Source organism: Pigmentiphaga sp. GD03639, assembly GCF_029845405.1.
Taxonomy (GTDB): domain Bacteria; phylum Pseudomonadota; class Gammaproteobacteria; order Burkholderiales; family Burkholderiaceae_B; genus Pigmentiphaga; species Pigmentiphaga daeguensis.
The window spans coordinates 1-14578 of the sequence record NZ_JAOCLR010000011.1; the positions used below are offsets into that span (position 1 = coordinate 1).

At 67.3% G+C, this 14578-nt stretch carries 17 protein-coding genes and 1 pseudogene; 4 read left to right on the forward strand and 14 right to left on the reverse strand.

The features are described 5' to 3' along the window. The 3 genes and pseudogenes from N5K27_RS13710 to N5K27_RS13720 all read right to left on the reverse strand — a co-directional run. A pseudogene (locus N5K27_RS13710) lies at positions 1-228 on the reverse strand (hypothetical protein); the annotation flags it as partial. Between the two features lie 286 nt (positions 229-514). After that, positions 515-1201 carry an RES family NAD+ phosphorylase gene (locus tag N5K27_RS13715; RefSeq protein ID WP_279817152.1) on the reverse strand — a complete coding sequence of 229 codons (687 nt, stop codon included), beginning with the start codon at positions 1199-1201 and terminating at the stop codon, positions 515-517. Next, on the reverse strand, positions 1198-1602 hold the full coding sequence (locus N5K27_RS13720; RefSeq protein ID WP_087838898.1) for an antitoxin Xre-like helix-turn-helix domain-containing protein: 405 nt from the start codon (positions 1600-1602) through the stop codon (positions 1198-1200). The genes N5K27_RS13715 and N5K27_RS13720 overlap by 4 nt, the downstream gene beginning before the upstream one ends. Before the next feature lie 183 nt (positions 1603-1785). Here N5K27_RS13720 and N5K27_RS13725 point away from each other — a divergent pair, with 183 nt between their 5' ends. Next, on the forward strand, positions 1786-3411 hold the full coding sequence (locus N5K27_RS13725; protein ID WP_087838897.1) for a peptide chain release factor 3: 1626 nt from the start codon (positions 1786-1788) through the stop codon (positions 3409-3411). A 59-nt stretch (positions 3412-3470) separates the two neighbouring features. Beyond that, positions 3471-4094, forward strand: coding sequence for a hypothetical protein (locus tag N5K27_RS13730; protein WP_140416862.1), 624 nt, complete (start codon positions 3471-3473; stop codon positions 4092-4094). 8 nt (positions 4095-4102) lie between these two features. On the opposite strand, the gene N5K27_RS13735 is transcribed toward N5K27_RS13730, so the two are convergent. From N5K27_RS13735 to N5K27_RS13760, 6 genes are all read right to left on the reverse strand, one after another. Further along, positions 4103-4306: a hypothetical protein gene (locus N5K27_RS13735; RefSeq protein ID WP_087838895.1), complete on the reverse strand. Its 204-nt coding sequence runs from the start codon at positions 4304-4306 to the stop codon at positions 4103-4105. Positions 4307-4423: 117 nt separating this feature from the next. Next, positions 4424-4900, reverse strand: coding sequence for a bacterioferritin (gene bfr / locus N5K27_RS13740; RefSeq protein ID WP_087838894.1), 477 nt, complete (start codon positions 4898-4900; stop codon positions 4424-4426). 427 nt (positions 4901-5327) lie between these two features. Further along, the gene (locus N5K27_RS13745; RefSeq protein WP_279817157.1) at positions 5328-5618 is read right to left on the reverse strand and encodes a (2Fe-2S)-binding protein; all 291 of its coding nucleotides are present in this window, start codon (positions 5616-5618) and stop codon (positions 5328-5330) included. Between the two features lie 127 nt (positions 5619-5745). Then, positions 5746-6720 carry a tripartite tricarboxylate transporter substrate binding protein gene (locus tag N5K27_RS13750; protein WP_279817160.1) on the reverse strand — a complete coding sequence of 325 codons (975 nt, stop codon included), beginning with the start codon at positions 6718-6720 and terminating at the stop codon, positions 5746-5748. Between the two features lie 51 nt (positions 6721-6771). Continuing rightward, positions 6772-7557: a cyclase family protein gene (locus N5K27_RS13755; protein ID WP_087838891.1), complete on the reverse strand. Its 786-nt coding sequence runs from the start codon at positions 7555-7557 to the stop codon at positions 6772-6774. Positions 7558-7577: 20 nt separating this feature from the next. Further along, positions 7578-8243, reverse strand: coding sequence for a TetR/AcrR family transcriptional regulator (locus N5K27_RS13760; RefSeq protein WP_165963138.1), 666 nt, complete (start codon positions 8241-8243; stop codon positions 7578-7580). 197 nt (positions 8244-8440) lie between these two features. Between N5K27_RS13760 and N5K27_RS13765 the strand changes: the two genes are divergently transcribed. Beyond that, entirely contained in the window at positions 8441-9400 is a 960-nt protein-coding gene (locus N5K27_RS13765; protein WP_087838889.1) for an amidohydrolase family protein, read from the forward strand. Between the two features lie 87 nt (positions 9401-9487). Further along, positions 9488-10255, forward strand: a complete 768-nt coding sequence (locus N5K27_RS13770) for a DNA-binding transcriptional regulator (protein ID WP_087838888.1) — start codon at positions 9488-9490, stop codon at positions 10253-10255. Here the strand turns inward: N5K27_RS13770 and N5K27_RS13775 are convergent. The 5 genes from N5K27_RS13775 to N5K27_RS13795 form a co-directional block, all read right to left on the reverse strand. Further along, the gene (locus tag N5K27_RS13775) at positions 10252-11115 is read right to left on the reverse strand and encodes a hypothetical protein (RefSeq protein ID WP_087838887.1); all 864 of its coding nucleotides are present in this window, start codon (positions 11113-11115) and stop codon (positions 10252-10254) included. The genes N5K27_RS13770 and N5K27_RS13775 overlap by 4 nt on opposite strands. Positions 11116-11146: 31 nt before the next feature. Then, on the reverse strand, positions 11147-11902 hold the full coding sequence (locus N5K27_RS13780) for an aldolase/citrate lyase family protein (protein ID WP_279817169.1): 756 nt from the start codon (positions 11900-11902) through the stop codon (positions 11147-11149). A gap of 242 nt (positions 11903-12144) precedes the next feature. Next, positions 12145-12765, reverse strand: coding sequence for a flavin reductase family protein (locus tag N5K27_RS13785; protein ID WP_132979702.1), 621 nt, complete (start codon positions 12763-12765; stop codon positions 12145-12147). A gap of 145 nt (positions 12766-12910) precedes the next feature. Continuing rightward, entirely contained in the window at positions 12911-13891 is a 981-nt protein-coding gene (locus tag N5K27_RS13790) for a tripartite tricarboxylate transporter substrate binding protein (RefSeq protein WP_087838884.1), read from the reverse strand. A gap of 39 nt (positions 13892-13930) precedes the next feature. Further along, positions 13931-14560 (reverse strand): fumarate hydratase C-terminal domain-containing protein, encoded by a 630-nt coding sequence (locus N5K27_RS13795; protein WP_242621344.1) that lies wholly within the window; start codon positions 14558-14560, stop codon positions 13931-13933. Positions 14561-14578 lie beyond the last annotated feature (18 nt).

Genomic DNA, 14578 nt, shown 5'->3' on the forward strand with positions numbered 1-14578 from the left:
CTCGGGGTTCGGGCCCCCGACGTCCTTGATGATGAGCTGGATCTTGCGCCCGGCCACCACGTCGCCGTGCTCCTGCAGGAACAGCTTGGCGCCGTTGCTCATCTGCAGTCCGTATTCGGCCTGCTGACCCGACATCTCGCCCACGAAACCGATCTTCAACGGGGTCTGCGCCGCGGCCGTGCCGCTCAGCGCCATGCCCAGTACACAACCCCACAAACGTATTTTCATTGTCGTGTTCCTCCGGATAAGGAATGAGGTCTTGCGCGCCAGGGCACGGTGCCCTAGCGCGGATATCCGTACTGCGTTGCGGCCGCACGCCGCGATCTGCTGCGCTTGATACCAATTGTGACGATATCAGCGCCCCGCGTTCGACGTAACCATATTCGAAAATCGAAATTGCGCCAATAATCGATTCCCATCAGTGGACCGGCGGCAGCAGCCAGGAAACCCGCGAGCCACAAGGCCGGGCACGGGGCAGGCAGCCCGGGCGGCCGGTGGAACGAGGCTTGAAAAATCAGACCGACCGCAATGCCGACTTGGAATACCACCCGCTCATGCGGTGGCCGTCCCAGACGAACGCAATGTGCTGGGACTGGCGGCAGCGGGACAGGCCGCGCGGCCGGAACACCGCCGCGCATTGGCCGCCGGGGCGGCGGACGCTGTCGTAGGCCACGCCCCAGCTGCCCGCCAGCCGGAGCTGGCGGGCCAGCGCCTGGCTGGCCGTGTAGTCGTCCGGATCGTAAATGGCGGGCAAGGCCGGCCGCAGGCCGCGCAGGTCGTGCAGCGGCGCGGCCAGGTCGGCCAGGTAGTGGCGCATGTCGATCTCGATGGCGGCCTCGTGCGTCGCGGCCAGGAAACGGGCGCGGTGGTGCATGGTCTCGGCCACGGCGGTTTCCAGGCTTTCCCCGGCGTAGTACACCCCCCAGGTGCCGTCCGTGAAGCGGCTGCCGGCCGGATTCAGATGGGTGAAGGCCGCCATGATGGGGGTGGTGCCCGGACCGGAAATGCGGTCTTCCGGCGGGACCAGGCGCAGGTTCCCGGCTTCGTCGCGCACGCGCGGATTGGTCAGGTTCTCGATGGCGAACACCACGCCCAGGTCGGCCGGATCGGCCACCCGGTCGTACAGGCCGGCGGGCGGAAAGCGGCTGGGGACGAGCCGGTGGCAGGGCGTCCATTGCACCTCGGCAACGGCAGGCGTCATGTCCAGCCCCCCCGCTGGGCATCGAGATAGGTGCGCACCACGTACAGGTCGCTGGTCATGCCGGTGAGCATGCGTTCCAGGGCCGGCCGGCCGCCGAACAGGGGCGCGTCGTTGGGGCGGCGCAGCCAGGCGTCGGCGCGTTCGGGGACGGGCAACAGGACCTGCAGCGCCTTGTAGATGCCGAAGACCAGCGACAGGCGTTCGAGCGTGTCGCGCGGCAGCGGCGCGGGCGCGCGGCCGGTCTTCCAGCGGAACATGGTCGAGCGCGGGACGCCCAGCAGGGTGGCCGACTCTTCGGCATTGAGCTGCCAAGCCTGGGCGATCCGGAAAAAGGTGCGCAGGGCCGCGTCGGTGGCGGCCTGGCTGGTCAGTTCAGGGGTCTTGGAAGCAGGAATGGCCATGATGCTTTCCTGTGTCGTGCATGCAGCCCAGATTAATACCATTTGAGACTAAAATCAAGTTGGAGTATTGAATAGGACTAAATGCGCGGTGGGCGGAGCCGAGCCGCCGCGGCACGGCGCTTGCTGCCGTGGCGGCCGGACGGATCAAGCGCCCGATCCCGTCTCCGGTTAAAATTCCGCGCGATGACCATATCTTCCGAAGTCGCCCGGCGACGCACCTTCGCCATCATTTCCCACCCCGACGCGGGCAAGACCACGCTGACCGAAAAGCTGTTGCTGTTCGCCGGCGCGATCCAGATCGCCGGTAGCGTCAAGGCACGCAAGGCCTCGCGGCACGCCTCGTCCGACTGGATGGAGATCGAGAAGCAGCGCGGCATTTCGGTGGCGTCCTCGGTCATGCAGGTCGAATACCGCGATACCGTCATCAACCTGCTCGACACCCCGGGCCACCAGGACTTCTCGGAAGATACCTACCGCGTGCTGACGGCCGTGGATGCGGCGCTGATGGTGATCGACGCGGCCAACGGCGTCGAGCCGCAGACCATCCGGCTGTTGCAGGTGTGCCGGGCACGCAATACGCCCATCATCACCTTCGTCAACAAGATGGACCGCGAGGTGCGCGAGCCGCTGGAGCTGCTGTCCGAGATCGAGTCCCACCTGGGCATGGATGCCGTGCCCTTCGCGTGGCCGGTCGGCATGGGCAAGTCCTTCGGCGGCGTGTTCGACATCCGGCGCGACCGGATGCGGGTCTTCAAGGCCGGCAGCGACAGGCTGAGCGAGCAGCACGACGAAATCATCGACGGGCTGGACAACCCCGAGATCGCGCGCCGCTTCGGCGCGGCGTTCGAGCAGGCGCGCGGCGAGATCGACCTGATCGAAGGCGCCGCGCCGCCGTTCGACCAGGCCGAGTTCCTGGCCGGCAAGCAGACGCCCGTGTTCTTCGGCTCGGCCATCAACAACTTCGGCGTGCAGGAAGTGCTGGACGCGCTGGTCGAGCAGGCGCCCGCGCCCGGTCCGCGCCATGCGCTGCAGCGCGAGGTCCAGCCCGATGAACCGAAATTCACCGGCGTGGTCTTCAAGGTGCAGGCCAACATGGATCCGGCCCATCGCGACCGCGTGGCTTTCGTGCGCGTCTGCTCGGGCCGTTTCGAGCGCGGCATGCGGCTGAAGGTCTGCCGCACCGGCAAGGAAACGCGGCCCAACAACGTGGTCTCGTTCCTGTCGCAGCGGCGCGAGCTGCTGGACGAGGCCTATGCCGGCGACGTCATCGGCATTCCGAACCACGGCGTGCTGCAACTGGGCGACGTGCTGACCGAAGGCGAGGCGCTGCAGTTCACCGGACTGCCCTTCTTCGCGCCCGAATTGTTCCAGGCGGTGGAGGTGGCCGATCCGCTGCGCACCAAGCAGTTGCGCACGGGCCTGACCCAGCTGGGCGAGGAAGGCGCCATCCAGGTGTTCAGGCCGGTGGCCGGAGGCCCGTTGCTGCTGGGGGCCGTCGGCCAGCTGCAGTTCGAGGTCGTGGCGCATCGGCTCAAGACCGAATACGGCGTGGCCGCGCGCATGCTGCCGGCGCGCTATTCGATGGCGCGCTGGATCACGGCCGAGAACCCCAAGGACCTGAAGAAGTTCATGGACGCCAACATGCAGCACATCGCCTACGATGTAGTCGAGGCGCCCGCTTTCCTGATCGGATCGTCGGCGCAGCTGCGGGTGGCGCAGGAGCTCTATCCCAACGTGCAGTTCCATGCCCTGCGCGAGCACGGGGGACAGGTGTTCCAGACCAGGGTGGGCGATTCCGCTTTCGCCTGACGGCCCACCCGGGCATGGGGACCGGCGGGGCCGCCGGTCCACAGTGAAGAGGTGTACACATGCGTAACCGCATTTTGATGGGCCTGGCCTTCGTGGCGATGGTCGTGGTGGTGGGAGTGCTGTTCGGGCTCTGGTTGTCCTGGAATGCTCCCGTCGACCGCGCGGCCGAGGCGCCCGTGCCCGTGGCCCAGGGGCGCCCGGGCGAAGCGCCGGTGGCGGCGGTGGACCAGGAAACCTACCTGCCCGAACCCCCGCAACCCAGGGTGGATGGCTCGCGCGGCGTCCCATCGCGCCCGGTGCAGCCGAGCGCGCCCATTCCCCTGGTATCCGCGGCCGATCAACCGCAGCCCGATACCCTGCTTTCGACCATCGCGCCCGACATGCAGACGGTGAACCCGGGCAGCCCCCTGCCCGCCCACCTGGCCGAGCCCCCGGCGGCCGCCCAGTCTCCGCGCATCATCGTCGAGCCGCCTTCGCAGCAGGTCGCCACCGTGGTGGCCGGAGCCGACGCGGCCGGCGGCCAGGAGCCCTGGATCCAGTCGCTGCGAGCCGAACTGGCGCGCTGCGCTTCCCAGGGCGTCGTCGGCCGGGTCATCTGCAACGAGAAAGCCCGGTGGAAATACTGCAACACCGATAATCGCTGGGGCCGCATCGCCGAATGCCCCGCGACGGGCAATAACTGACGCCGCGCTCAGTCCGGCCCGCCGCCTGAACGGGGCGGGCCGCCGCGTTCCGCTTCCTCCAGCTCATCCACGTTCAACTCGTCGCCGCCGCCGGCGGCCGGCTTGTCCTTGTCCTCGCGCGGCAGTTCCGCCGCCGGCATCCTGCGGTTCTCGTCCTTGAGGACGTCGTCGGTATGTTTGGAAAGCGGGTTGCTGCCCTGAACGGTGGCCATGGCGGTCTCCTGTCGAAGTAAGCCAACCGGGCAGCAAGACGCGTTCCGTGAAGCCGGGAACGCGCATAAAGCAAAAAGCCCCGCGTGGCGGGGCTTTGCTGCGGGCGGGGTGGGGAATCAGCCCTGCTCGTCCATCTGCGATTGCAGGTAGTTCTGGATGCCGACCTGGTCCACCAGGCCGATCTGGGTCTCCAGGTGGTCGATGTGTTCTTCGGTGTCGTCCAGGATGTCTTGCAGCAGATCGCGCGACACGTAGTCGCGCACGCTTTCACAGTGGGCGATGGCTTCCTTGAGCACGACCTGCGAGGACAGCTCCAGCTTCAGGTCGCATTCCAGGATTTCCGGGACGTTCTCGCCGATCAGCAGCTTGTGCAGGTCCTGCAGGTTGGGCAGTCCGTCCAGCATGAAGATGCGCTGGATCAGGCGATCGGCATGCTTCATTTCCTCGATGGACTCGTCGTACTCGTGCTTGCCCATCTTGCCCAGGCCCCAGTGCTTGAGCATGCGCGCATGCAGGAAGTACTGGTTGATGGCGGTCAGCTCGTTGGTGAGCTGCTTGTTGAGGTATTGGATGACGGTCTTGTCGCCTTTCATGTTCTTTCCCCTGCAGAATTCATGGATCCGGCAAGGTTAGCATTGTTGACGCCAGGCAAGCAGGCCGTACGTCCGCCCGTAATGGCCTAGGAAAGTGACAATGAGAATGAATAGGATCCCCCCTACGCCCTTCGGGCGCCCCCCAGGGGGCGAAACCGGCGGACTGGCGGAGCCAGATCCGCGGTTTCCTGGGGCTAGCATGCGTTTCTTGGATTGAATTAGCGTAGCTACCGCCGGCTGCCAGCGATAGCAACAGTGCTACGTCCCAAGGCAGCCCCACTAGACCCAGGATGCGGTGGATCCGGCTTTGCCGGTCCACCCGCATCGCCCCCTTGAGGGGGCGCCCGAAGGGCGTGGGGGTGGGTTTCCCTTCCGGTCCACCCGCATCGCCCCCTGGGGGGCGCCCGAAGGGCGTAGGGGGGGCCCCCTACGCCGCCTTGGCGGCGACGACGTGGATGGGGAAGCGGCGCGTCGTGGCGCGGGGCGGGGGGAGTTCGGTGGCTTCGGTGCGGCCGTTGGCGGCCGAGATGGACGCTTCGTAGGCGTGCTCGCAGGCGCTGGCGCCGGCCGGCAGGTACTGGCAGGCGGTGTCGGCGCAGGAGCCGCAGCAGGTCGCCACGCCCAGGTCGAACTGGAGGTCGGCCAGGGTAGTCGCGCCAGCTTCCACGCTGCTGCGGATCTGGCGTTCGGTGATGGCGTTGCAGACACAAACGTACATGGCGGAACTCGTTGCGGCGCGGTTGGGCGCCGCAGTGGACGTCGTAATGAGATTAATTATTGATAATATTCTCAAAACTTGCAAGCCGCCCGCGTGGGTCTTGCGCCACGCGGGTTTCCCGGCAGTCTCATTCCACCCGGATGTCCTGTTTTTTGATGATTTCGCCCCACTTTTTGGTCTCGTTCCGCAGGAATGCGCCGAATTGCTCGGGCGACCCGCTGCCGGGCTGGATGGCCTGGGCGTCGAAGAACGTCCGCATCTCGGGCGTCTGCAAGGCGCGGTAGACCTCGGCGTTCAGGCGCGAGACGGTGGCGGGGGGCGTGCCGGCCGGAGCCAGCAGGCCTATCCACGAGCGGGCCTCGAAATCGGGGTAGAACTGGCTGATGGACGGCACGTCGGGCAGGGCCGGGATGCGTTCTCGGGTGGTGACGGCCAGGGCCCGCATCTTGCCGGCCTTGATATGGGCCAGTACCGAGCTGGCGCTGACGAACATGACCTGCACCCGGCCGCCCAGCACGTCGGTGATGGCGGGTGCGCCGCCCTTGTAGGGCACGTGGTTCATCTCGACACCGGCGGTGGCCTTGAACAGTTCCGCGGTCAGCTGGTTGGAGCTGCCGGCGCCGGTGGAGGCGTAGTTCAGCGCGTCGGGCTTGGCCTTGGCCAGCGCGACCAGTTCGGGCACGGTCCGGGCGGGCACCGAGGGATGGACGACCAGGATGAGCGGCGAGGTGCCGATCAAGGCGACCGGCGCAAGGTCCTTGTCGGAGTCGAAGCTGAGCTTGTATAGCAGCGGGTTGACGGCGTGGGTGTCGAAGGCGGCCAGCAGGGTGTAGCCGTCGGGCGCGGCCTTGGCGACGTGGGCGGCGCCGATCGAGCCGCCGGCTCCGGCCTTGTTCTCCACGATGAAGGTCTGGCCCAGCGCGGCCGACAGGCGCGCGCCCAGGTTGCGGGTGACGTTGTCGACGATGCCGCCCGGCGGGAACGGCACGACGACGTGGACGGGCCGGTCGGGGTACGAGGCAGGAGCCTGCGCGGCGGCGGGCAGTGCGCAGGCGGCCAGCGCGAGGGCGGCGCCCAGGCGGGCGCAGGAAAGGAAGGTCATGGGGAGTCTCCGGGATCGTTGTCTTGGACGAGGCGTCGCGCGCCTCGCGGGTCAATCGAGAATGGCGACGGTGCGGCACCAGCCGGCCGATCCGTGCTTGATCTTGATGGGGAAGCAACTGATGGTGAAGCCGTGGGACGGCAACTGGTCCAGGTTGGTCAGCTTCTCCATCTGGAAGTAGCCGATGTCGCGCCCCGCCTTGTGGCCTTCCCAGATGATGGAAGGGTCGCGGTCGCGCTCGTAGCGCTCGACCACGAACTTGAAGGCGGGGTCCCAGCTGTAGGAGTCGGTGCCGACCACCCGTACCCCCTGCTCCAGCAGCCACAGCGTGGCGGCGCGGCCGAAGCCGCAGGCGCTTTCCCAATAGTCCTCCTGGCCGTAGCGCGCACCGGCGCGGGTGTTGGCCACGACGATGTCCAGCGGCTGGAGGGTATGGCCGATGCGCTTCAGCTCGGCCTGGATGTCGGCGGGCGTGACCACGTAGCCCGCTTCCATGTGGCGGAAGTCGAGCTTGACGCCGGGCTTCAGGCACCAGTCCAGCGGGACTTCGTCGATGCCGGGCGCGGGCCGGCCGCCTTCCTGCAGCGCATGGTCGGTCGTGGGGTGGTAGTGCCACGGCGCGTCCATGTGGGTGCCGGCGTGGGTCGACAGCGAAACCCGCTCCACCGCCCAGGCCTTGCCCTCGGGCAGGTCGTCGGGGCCGATGCCGGGAAAGAGCTTGGAGAAGAGTTCCCAGGACTGGTCGTGGTCGACGTAGCTGATCTGGGGGCGGTGGTGCGCCGGCGAAGTGGGCTTGTCTTCGAGGGCGACCGACAGGTCGATGATGCGGCGGGTCATGTCGTGTATCCGGAGGGAAGTCACAGCGGTGTGCCGGCCGGGGCGGCTGCCCGCATGCCGGCGGCGATGAAGGCGACGAGCTGGGCGACGATGCGTTCGGGGTCGTCGGTGTCGCACAGCCCGCCGGAGATGCGATGCAGGCGGTGATAGGTCTCGTCGGCGTCGCTGACGATGTACATCATGGCGCCGATGGCGAAGGCGTAGCGCCAGTAGGCTTCCTCGCGGCCCAGCGACGGCTGGGCGGCCATCAGGGCGTCGACGAAGTCGGCCGCCAGCGCGTCGTACTGCTCGAAGATCGCGGCGTTCGTGCTGGCGCGGGGCACCGCGCGGGCCTGGATCAGCAACCGGATCAGCAGCCGCCATTCGCCGGTGGCGTCGAAGCTCAGCCGCACGGGCGGTGCGATCAGCGCTTCCACGACTTCTTCCATCGTCGGTTCGCGGTGCGCCGGCACCCGGGCCAGGGCCTCGCGCCGCATGCGGTTGATGGGCTCGGACACCACGCGCAGCACTTCCTGCACCAGCGCGTCCTTGGAGCCGAAGTGGTAGTGGATGGCGGCGATGTTCACCTGGGCGGCGGACGTGATCTCGCGCAGCGAGGCGGCCTCGAACCCCCGGGTGGCGAAGACGCGCAGGGCGGCCAGCACGATGCGGGAGCGGGTGGAGGTGTCGTCGTCGAGCAGGTTCACGATGGAGGATCCAGTAGTCCGGCGTAGTATCGGCGATTCAAACAGAAATTTGAATCGCTTTTTTTAAATTTTTGTTTGAATGGGCCCGATTCCTGTTCGGCCACAAGTTTTCGGACACCGAAAAGTTCGAGAATATCGGGTGCGGAGGGGGCAGGCTGGCGATAAAGTCCCCGCTGTAAACACGTAGAGTTTTCGATATGACCCAAGACAAGCAAGCCCCGTCGGCCGCCGGCACTCGCCCGCTGCTGTTCGATTCGCACGCCCACTTGGTGGCGGATGACCAGGTGCGCTATCCGCGCAATCCCATGAAGCGCGCCGCCGACGCGCCGCCGCGCGCCCCGGGCGTGATCGGCAAGCCGGGCGGCAAGCACGGCCCCAATCCGATCAACGAAGTGCCCGACGTGGCGCGCATGCTGGTCTGGATGAAGGAAGAAAACGTCGACGGCGCGGTGGCCGTGCAGAAGCGCATGATCTACCGCTACGACAACAGCTACATCCTGGATTCGTCCGACGCCCATCCCGACATCTTCTCGGCGGTGGTCATCCTGGACGCCGAGGATGCCGGCACGCCGGGCCTGGTGCGCAGCTACATCGAGAAGAACGGCCTGGCGGGCGTGCGCCTGTTCGGCGGCCGCCAGCCCGATGGCAGCATGCCGTGGCTGAATTCGCCGCAGGCGCTCAAGACCTGGGACGTGGCCGAGGAGTTCGGCCTGGTGATCGACCTGGAAGTGCTGGCGGTGGGCGGCGGCGGTCCGTCGGTGCCGACCATCATCGAACTGGCGCGCCGCTATCCGAACGTGCGCATCGTGCTGGACCACCTGCTGGAGCCCGAGGCCACCGAGGAACACTTCGGCCTGGACGAGCGCTTCGAGAAGCTGGCGCACGAGCACAACATCTTCTTCAAGTTCACCTCGATCAATCTGGACGAGTACCGCGAGGCCGACGTGCCGGCCGAGCAGGTGCTGCGCCGCGCGGTCGACCTGTTCGGTGCCGACCGCATCATGTGGGGCTCGGACATCGGCACCTCGTCGGGCACCTACAAGGAAATGGTCCAGCGCATGATCGACGCCTCGGTCCTGCTGACCGAAGAGGAAAAGCGCGCGGTCTGGCATGACACCGGCAAGCGCGTGTTCGTGAAGGGCGGCGCCCGCCGCTGATTTTCACCAGGACGGCCGTACGGAGGTTGGAACGCATCCGGCAATGCGATAATCGCCGGCCGGCGTCCTTTCCGTACGGAGGTCCGCGTGCCTTCCTTTCCGCCCGTCCAAGCCGTTGTCCGTGCCATCGAACTGCTGCAGGCCCTGAACCGCCAGCCGGTATCGACCCTGGACGTACTGTACAAGCAGACGGGCATCCCCAAGCCATCGCTGATACGTCTTCTTGAGTCGCTCGCGTCCAAGGGACTGGTGCGCCATGCGCCGCAGTACGGGGCGTACTACCTGACGTCGCTGGTCAATACGCTGTCGTCGGGCTATCACAGCGAGCCGCGCATCGTCGAAGCGGCCCGGCCGCGCCTGGACGCGCTGACCGAGGCCATCAAGTGGCCGCTGGCCATCGCCGTGTTCGATACCGATGCCATGGTGGTGCGCTACAGCACCATTCCCCATTCGCCGCTGTCGCTGCTGCATTCGACCATCAACATGCGCCTGAGCCTGGTCAGCCGCGCCATCGGCCGGGCCTACCTGGCCTTCTGCGAAGAGGATGAGCGCGAGACCATACTCGCGCTGCTGCGCCAATCGAAGAACCCCGAGGACGAGCCGGCGCAGGACCGGGAGGCGGTCAGGCGGATGATAGAGATCACGCGCGCGCAGGGCTACGCGCTGCGCGATCCCGCCGTGCGCCCGGTATCCGGCACCCTGGCCGTGCCGGTGTTCGACGGCAAGCATGTGGTGGCCTCGTTCGGCATGACGTGGTTCGCCTCCACGCTCACCAACGAACAGGTCGTCGAGCGATACCTGGAACAGTTGCAGGAGGTCTCCCGCGGCATCTCGGAGGACCTCGCCAGGCTCTAGGCCGCGGCGGCCGTGGCGGGCGCGGGCATGGGGTACTCGTCCGCGTTGCAGACCAGTCCCGGCTTGCTGGAGAAGTCCATGCGCGGCGGGCCGAAGATGTCGATCAGCCAGCAATCGCCCTGGCTGACGTTGCGGCTGGTATGCAGCACCTTCGCGGGAATGACCGTGACGGACGGGCTGCCGATTTCGACGTGCTCGTCCTCTTTCCACATGTCCATGTCCGGCGTCCACGGCCAGCGCAGGTGGTGCGCGTAAGTGCCCTGGATCGCCAGCGAGGCCTGTTCGAAGTCGGCGTGGGTGTGCGGGCTGAGCTTGTGCACGTCGCGCGGCACCAGGCGCTTGGCCAGGAAATTGACCATCAGGTTGGTGCTGCGGAAGATGCGCATGTTGCTGTCGGGCCGCACGTGCTCGGCCAGCACGTAGTGGCGCAGCTTGAAGCCGGCGGGGGGATCGGGCCATGGCACCAGCGGCGCGACTTCGGGCGCGCCGTCGGCGTAGATCTCCTGGTTGACCGAAGCCTGCGCCAGGTCCGAGGCGCGGTTGGAGAACACGCGCACGATGGTGCCCGCGGCGGTGGCCTCGACGCGGCTCGCACCCGGCGGAACGATGGTCACGGTCTCGGGAGCGGCGTCGACCTGCTCGGAACCCGCCTGGATGCGCGCGCCGCCGGTGTGCACGAAGACGAAGTATTCGTCGGGGTTGGCCTCGCGCGCCAGCACGGCTCCCGCCTCGACCTGCGAGACGGCGACGACGAAGTTGGCGCCCCGGGTCAGCCAGGTGCGCGCGCCGGCCTGCTGTTGCTGCGGAGCGGTGTCGTAGTGCGCGGCATAGGTCGCGGGCCGCGGTTGTTGGACAGTCATGGACTTCACCTTTGCTTGAGAGGGAGCCGCGTCAGCCGTGCGACCGGTCGCCTGCCACGGCAACCGATTGCGCGCCTTGGCGCAGCAGGGATTGGTCGGATCCGATCACGAACCAGGTCACGCCTTGCGCGGCGAACTCGTCGCGCTCGGCGGCGTTGGCCACGAACATCGCGGCGATCTTGCCGGCGGCCAGCGCCGCGCGGACGATGCGGGCGGTGGCTTCCAGCACCGCCGGGCTGCGCGAGCCTTCCTGGCCCATGGACAGGGCCAGGTCCGCGCGTCCCACGAACAGTCCGCCCACGCCGGGAACGGCGGCGATGCTTTCCACGTTGGCCAGGCCCTCGACGCTTTCGATCTGGCACATCACCAGCGTCTGGTCGCCCGCTTCCTGGGCCTGCTTGTAGGTCATGGTCCCGTAGCCGGCCGCCCGGGGCGAGCTGGAAAAGCCCCGCACGCCACCCTTGTAGCGGGCGCGCGAGACGATCAGTTCCGCCTGCTCGGCGCTGTCGACGTGCGGCACCACGATGCCCGCCGCGCCCAGGTCCAGCGTCGACAGGATGGTCGCGGCCTCGTAGTCGGCCACCCGCACGAAAAGCGGCAGGCGCGCGGCCCGTCCGGCCATCATCATCAAGTCCAGCGCCGCCCGGTCGAACGGCGCGTGCTCGGCATCCAGCACCCCGAAATCCAGCGCCGTCGTCCCCAGTATCTCCACCACGTGCGGCGACACCGTCTTGATGAACGTCCCGGCCTGCACCGACCGGCTGAAATCCCCAGATGAACCCGTCATCAACATTCCTTAAAAAAAGTCCCACCCCCTACGCCCTTCGGGCGCCCCCTCAAGGGGGCGGCGCTGGCGGACCGGCAAAGCCGGATCCGCGGCGCCCAGGATCAACGCAAAAAAGTGGTGCTTCGCACCAAGACATCCTTACCCAGACCCAGGATGCGGTGGATCCGGCTTCGCCGGTCCACTCGCATCGCCCCCTTGAGGGGGCGCCCGAAGGGCGTAGGGGGTGGGCTTCCCATGGGGGGTCACACAGGCGGCGCCTGCAGCATCGGCCGATGGAAGATCTCGCCCAGCCCCGCGTAGTACGGTCCGCCCAGCCGGGCGATGGGCCGCATCGCCACGGCATCGATGTGCCGGCCGTTGAATATGGCCTCGGACAGATGGAAGGCCACCACTTCGCCGATGTAGAGCGTGTTCAGGCCTCGTCCCAGCGGCAGCACGTGCTCGAGCCGGCATTCCATCTGGATCGGCGTGGCGGGAATGCGCGGCGGCCGCACCACCGTGCTGGGCGCCAGCTCGATGCCCAGCGCCTCGGGCTCGCCGATCTCGGGCGGGTAGTCCGCGCCCGACGCATGCATCAGCTCCAGCGTCGCTTCCGTGGCCACGTTGACCACGAACTCGCGCGTCTCGACGATGTTGCGTGCCGTGTCCTTCAACTCGCCCTTGCGCGAGCCGATGTTCACCGCCAGCATCGGCGGGCTGTGCGCCACGTAGTTGTACGAACTGAACGGCGCGGCATTGACCCGTCCCGATTCATCCTGCGTGGTGATCCACGCCACCGGCCGGGGCGCCACGCAGCCCACGATCAGCCGATAGGCCTCCTCGGTGCTCATGCCCTCGGTCTTCAACGTAACGAAACCGCTCATTCAACACTCCATGGGGCGGAAACTACCCCGAAAACCCGTGCCCCAATCCAAGAAGAACTCACAAGACCCAGGGCACAGCGGATCCGGCTTTGCCGGTCCGCCAGTGCCGCCCCCCTGTGGGGGGCGCGCGAAGCGCGTAGGGGGGCTAATCCAACTTGATGTTGGCGTCCTCGATGATCCGCTTCCACTTCGCGCTTTCGACCTTCATCAGCGAATCCAGCTGCTCGGGCGAACCGCCGCCCACGACCGCGCCGAACTGCTCGAGCTTGGCCCGGCCCTCGGGCGAGTTCAGCACGAGGTTGATCTCGCGGTTGAGCTTGTCGACGATGGGACGCGGCATGCCGGCGGGGCCCGCGACGGCGAACCAGACCGAGGCCTCGACGTCGAAGCCCTGCTCGACCGCGGTGGGCACGTCGGGCGTGCCGGGGAAACGCTTCTTGGAGGTCACCGCCAGGCCGTTCATCTTGCCGCTCTGGATCTGCGGGATGAAGGCCGTGATGGGCGCGACGATGGCCTGGATGGAGCCGCCCAGCAGGTCCGTCATGGCCGGCGTGTCGCCCTTGTACGGCACGCCCAGGAAGTCGGTCCGGGTATTGTGCCGCAGCAGTTCATAGGCCAGGTGCCCGATGGTGCCGTTGCCCGGATTGCCGATGGAATACTTGCCCGGCGCGGCCTTGGCCAGCGCGATGAATTCCTTCAGGTTCTTGGCCGGGGTCTTGTCGGTGGACACGACCACCAGCGGGATCTCGCCCACCAGCACGATGGGGGTCAGGTCCTTGGCCGGGTCGTACGGCATGGACTTGTACAGGTACTTGTTGTTGGCCAGCGGCCCGGAGGTCGTCAGCGTGAGCGTGTAGCCGTCGGGAGAGGCCTTGGCGACCTGGTCGGTGCCGATGTTGCCGGCCGCGCCCGGACGGTTGTCCACGACGAACTGCTGGCCGAGCTTCTGGCCCAGCCGCTCGGCGATCAGGCGCGCGACCACGTCGGTGCTGCCGCCGGCCGGGAACGGCACGATCAGCCGCACCGGCCGGGTAGGCCATGACGCGGCGTCGTCCTTGGCGTGGGCGGCGGTGGCGCCCAGGGCCAGGATGGCGGTGGCGCAGGCGAGAAGTCGATGATTCTTCATGGGGTCTCCGATCTGTCGTAATGAAGAAGATTGCCGCACTCAGTGCGTGGAATCCGCGCGGTGCCGGTCGAGTTCTTCGAGAATGCCAGGCAGCCGCTGCTGCACGTTCTCGCGCAGCTGTCGGTAGAGGCTGTTGCCGTGGGCGTCGATGCCCACCGTGGCGGGGCCCAGGTCCTTGACGCGCAAGGTCACCAGGCGGAATTGCGAGATGTAGTCTTCCCAGTGCACGGACACCACTTCCTGGATCGCGCGGGCCAGCAGCGTGCAGCCGCCGCCCAGGAAGGACAGGTAGATGCAGCCCGTCTCGCGCATGGCCTGCACGCTTTCCTCGCCCAGTCCGCCCTTGCCGCCCACGATGCGCAGGCCGTAGGCCCGGATCAGCGGCGGCATGAGCGCGTCGTAGCGCGTGCTGGTGGTGGGGTTCATGTACAGGGCCTCGTAGCCCGAGGGCGTGTCGCTCTCGCGGTTGTACGAGCTCAGGTGCAGGAAGGCGCCGCCGTGCACGTCCACCGGCAGCGGCTTGCCCTCGCGGGCGTAGTCGATCATGCGCTGGTGCGTAGGCAGGCCGATGGTGACGACGATGTCGCCGGTCAGGTAGACCAGGTCGCCGGCCTGGATACGGGCGATGTCGTCCGCGCTTGCCGGCAAGGTCAGGCGATGGGTATTCACGATGCTCGTCTCCGTTGC

Coding starts and splice junctions, on each gene's coding strand:
- N5K27_RS13715 (WP_279817152.1), bottom strand. CDS start 1,201: ATGACGCCTGCCGTTGCCGAGGTGCAATGGACGCCCTGCCACCGGCTC.
- N5K27_RS13720 (WP_087838898.1), bottom strand. CDS start 1,602: ATGGCCATTCCTGCTTCCAAGACCCCTGAACTGACCAGCCAGGCCGCC.
- N5K27_RS13725 (WP_087838897.1), top strand. CDS start 1,786: ATGACCATATCTTCCGAAGTCGCCCGGCGACGCACCTTCGCCATCATT.
- N5K27_RS13730 (WP_140416862.1), top strand. CDS start 3,471: ATGCGTAACCGCATTTTGATGGGCCTGGCCTTCGTGGCGATGGTCGTG.
- N5K27_RS13735 (WP_087838895.1), bottom strand. CDS start 4,306: ATGGCCACCGTTCAGGGCAGCAACCCGCTTTCCAAACATACCGACGAC.
- bfr (WP_087838894.1), bottom strand. CDS start 4,900: ATGAAAGGCGACAAGACCGTCATCCAATACCTCAACAAGCAGCTCACC.
- N5K27_RS13745 (WP_279817157.1), bottom strand. CDS start 5,618: ATGTACGTTTGTGTCTGCAACGCCATCACCGAACGCCAGATCCGCAGC.
- N5K27_RS13750 (WP_279817160.1), bottom strand. CDS start 6,720: ATGACCTTCCTTTCCTGCGCCCGCCTGGGCGCCGCCCTCGCGCTGGCC.
- N5K27_RS13755 (WP_087838891.1), bottom strand. CDS start 7,557: ATGACCCGCCGCATCATCGACCTGTCGGTCGCCCTCGAAGACAAGCCC.
- N5K27_RS13765 (WP_087838889.1), top strand. CDS start 8,441: ATGACCCAAGACAAGCAAGCCCCGTCGGCCGCCGGCACTCGCCCGCTG.
- N5K27_RS13775 (WP_087838887.1), bottom strand. CDS start 11,115: ATGACTGTCCAACAACCGCGGCCCGCGACCTATGCCGCGCACTACGAC.
- N5K27_RS13780 (WP_279817169.1), bottom strand. CDS start 11,902: ATGACGGGTTCATCTGGGGATTTCAGCCGGTCGGTGCAGGCCGGGACG.
- N5K27_RS13785 (WP_132979702.1), bottom strand. CDS start 12,765: ATGAGCGGTTTCGTTACGTTGAAGACCGAGGGCATGAGCACCGAGGAG.
- N5K27_RS13790 (WP_087838884.1), bottom strand. CDS start 13,891: ATGAAGAATCATCGACTTCTCGCCTGCGCCACCGCCATCCTGGCCCTG.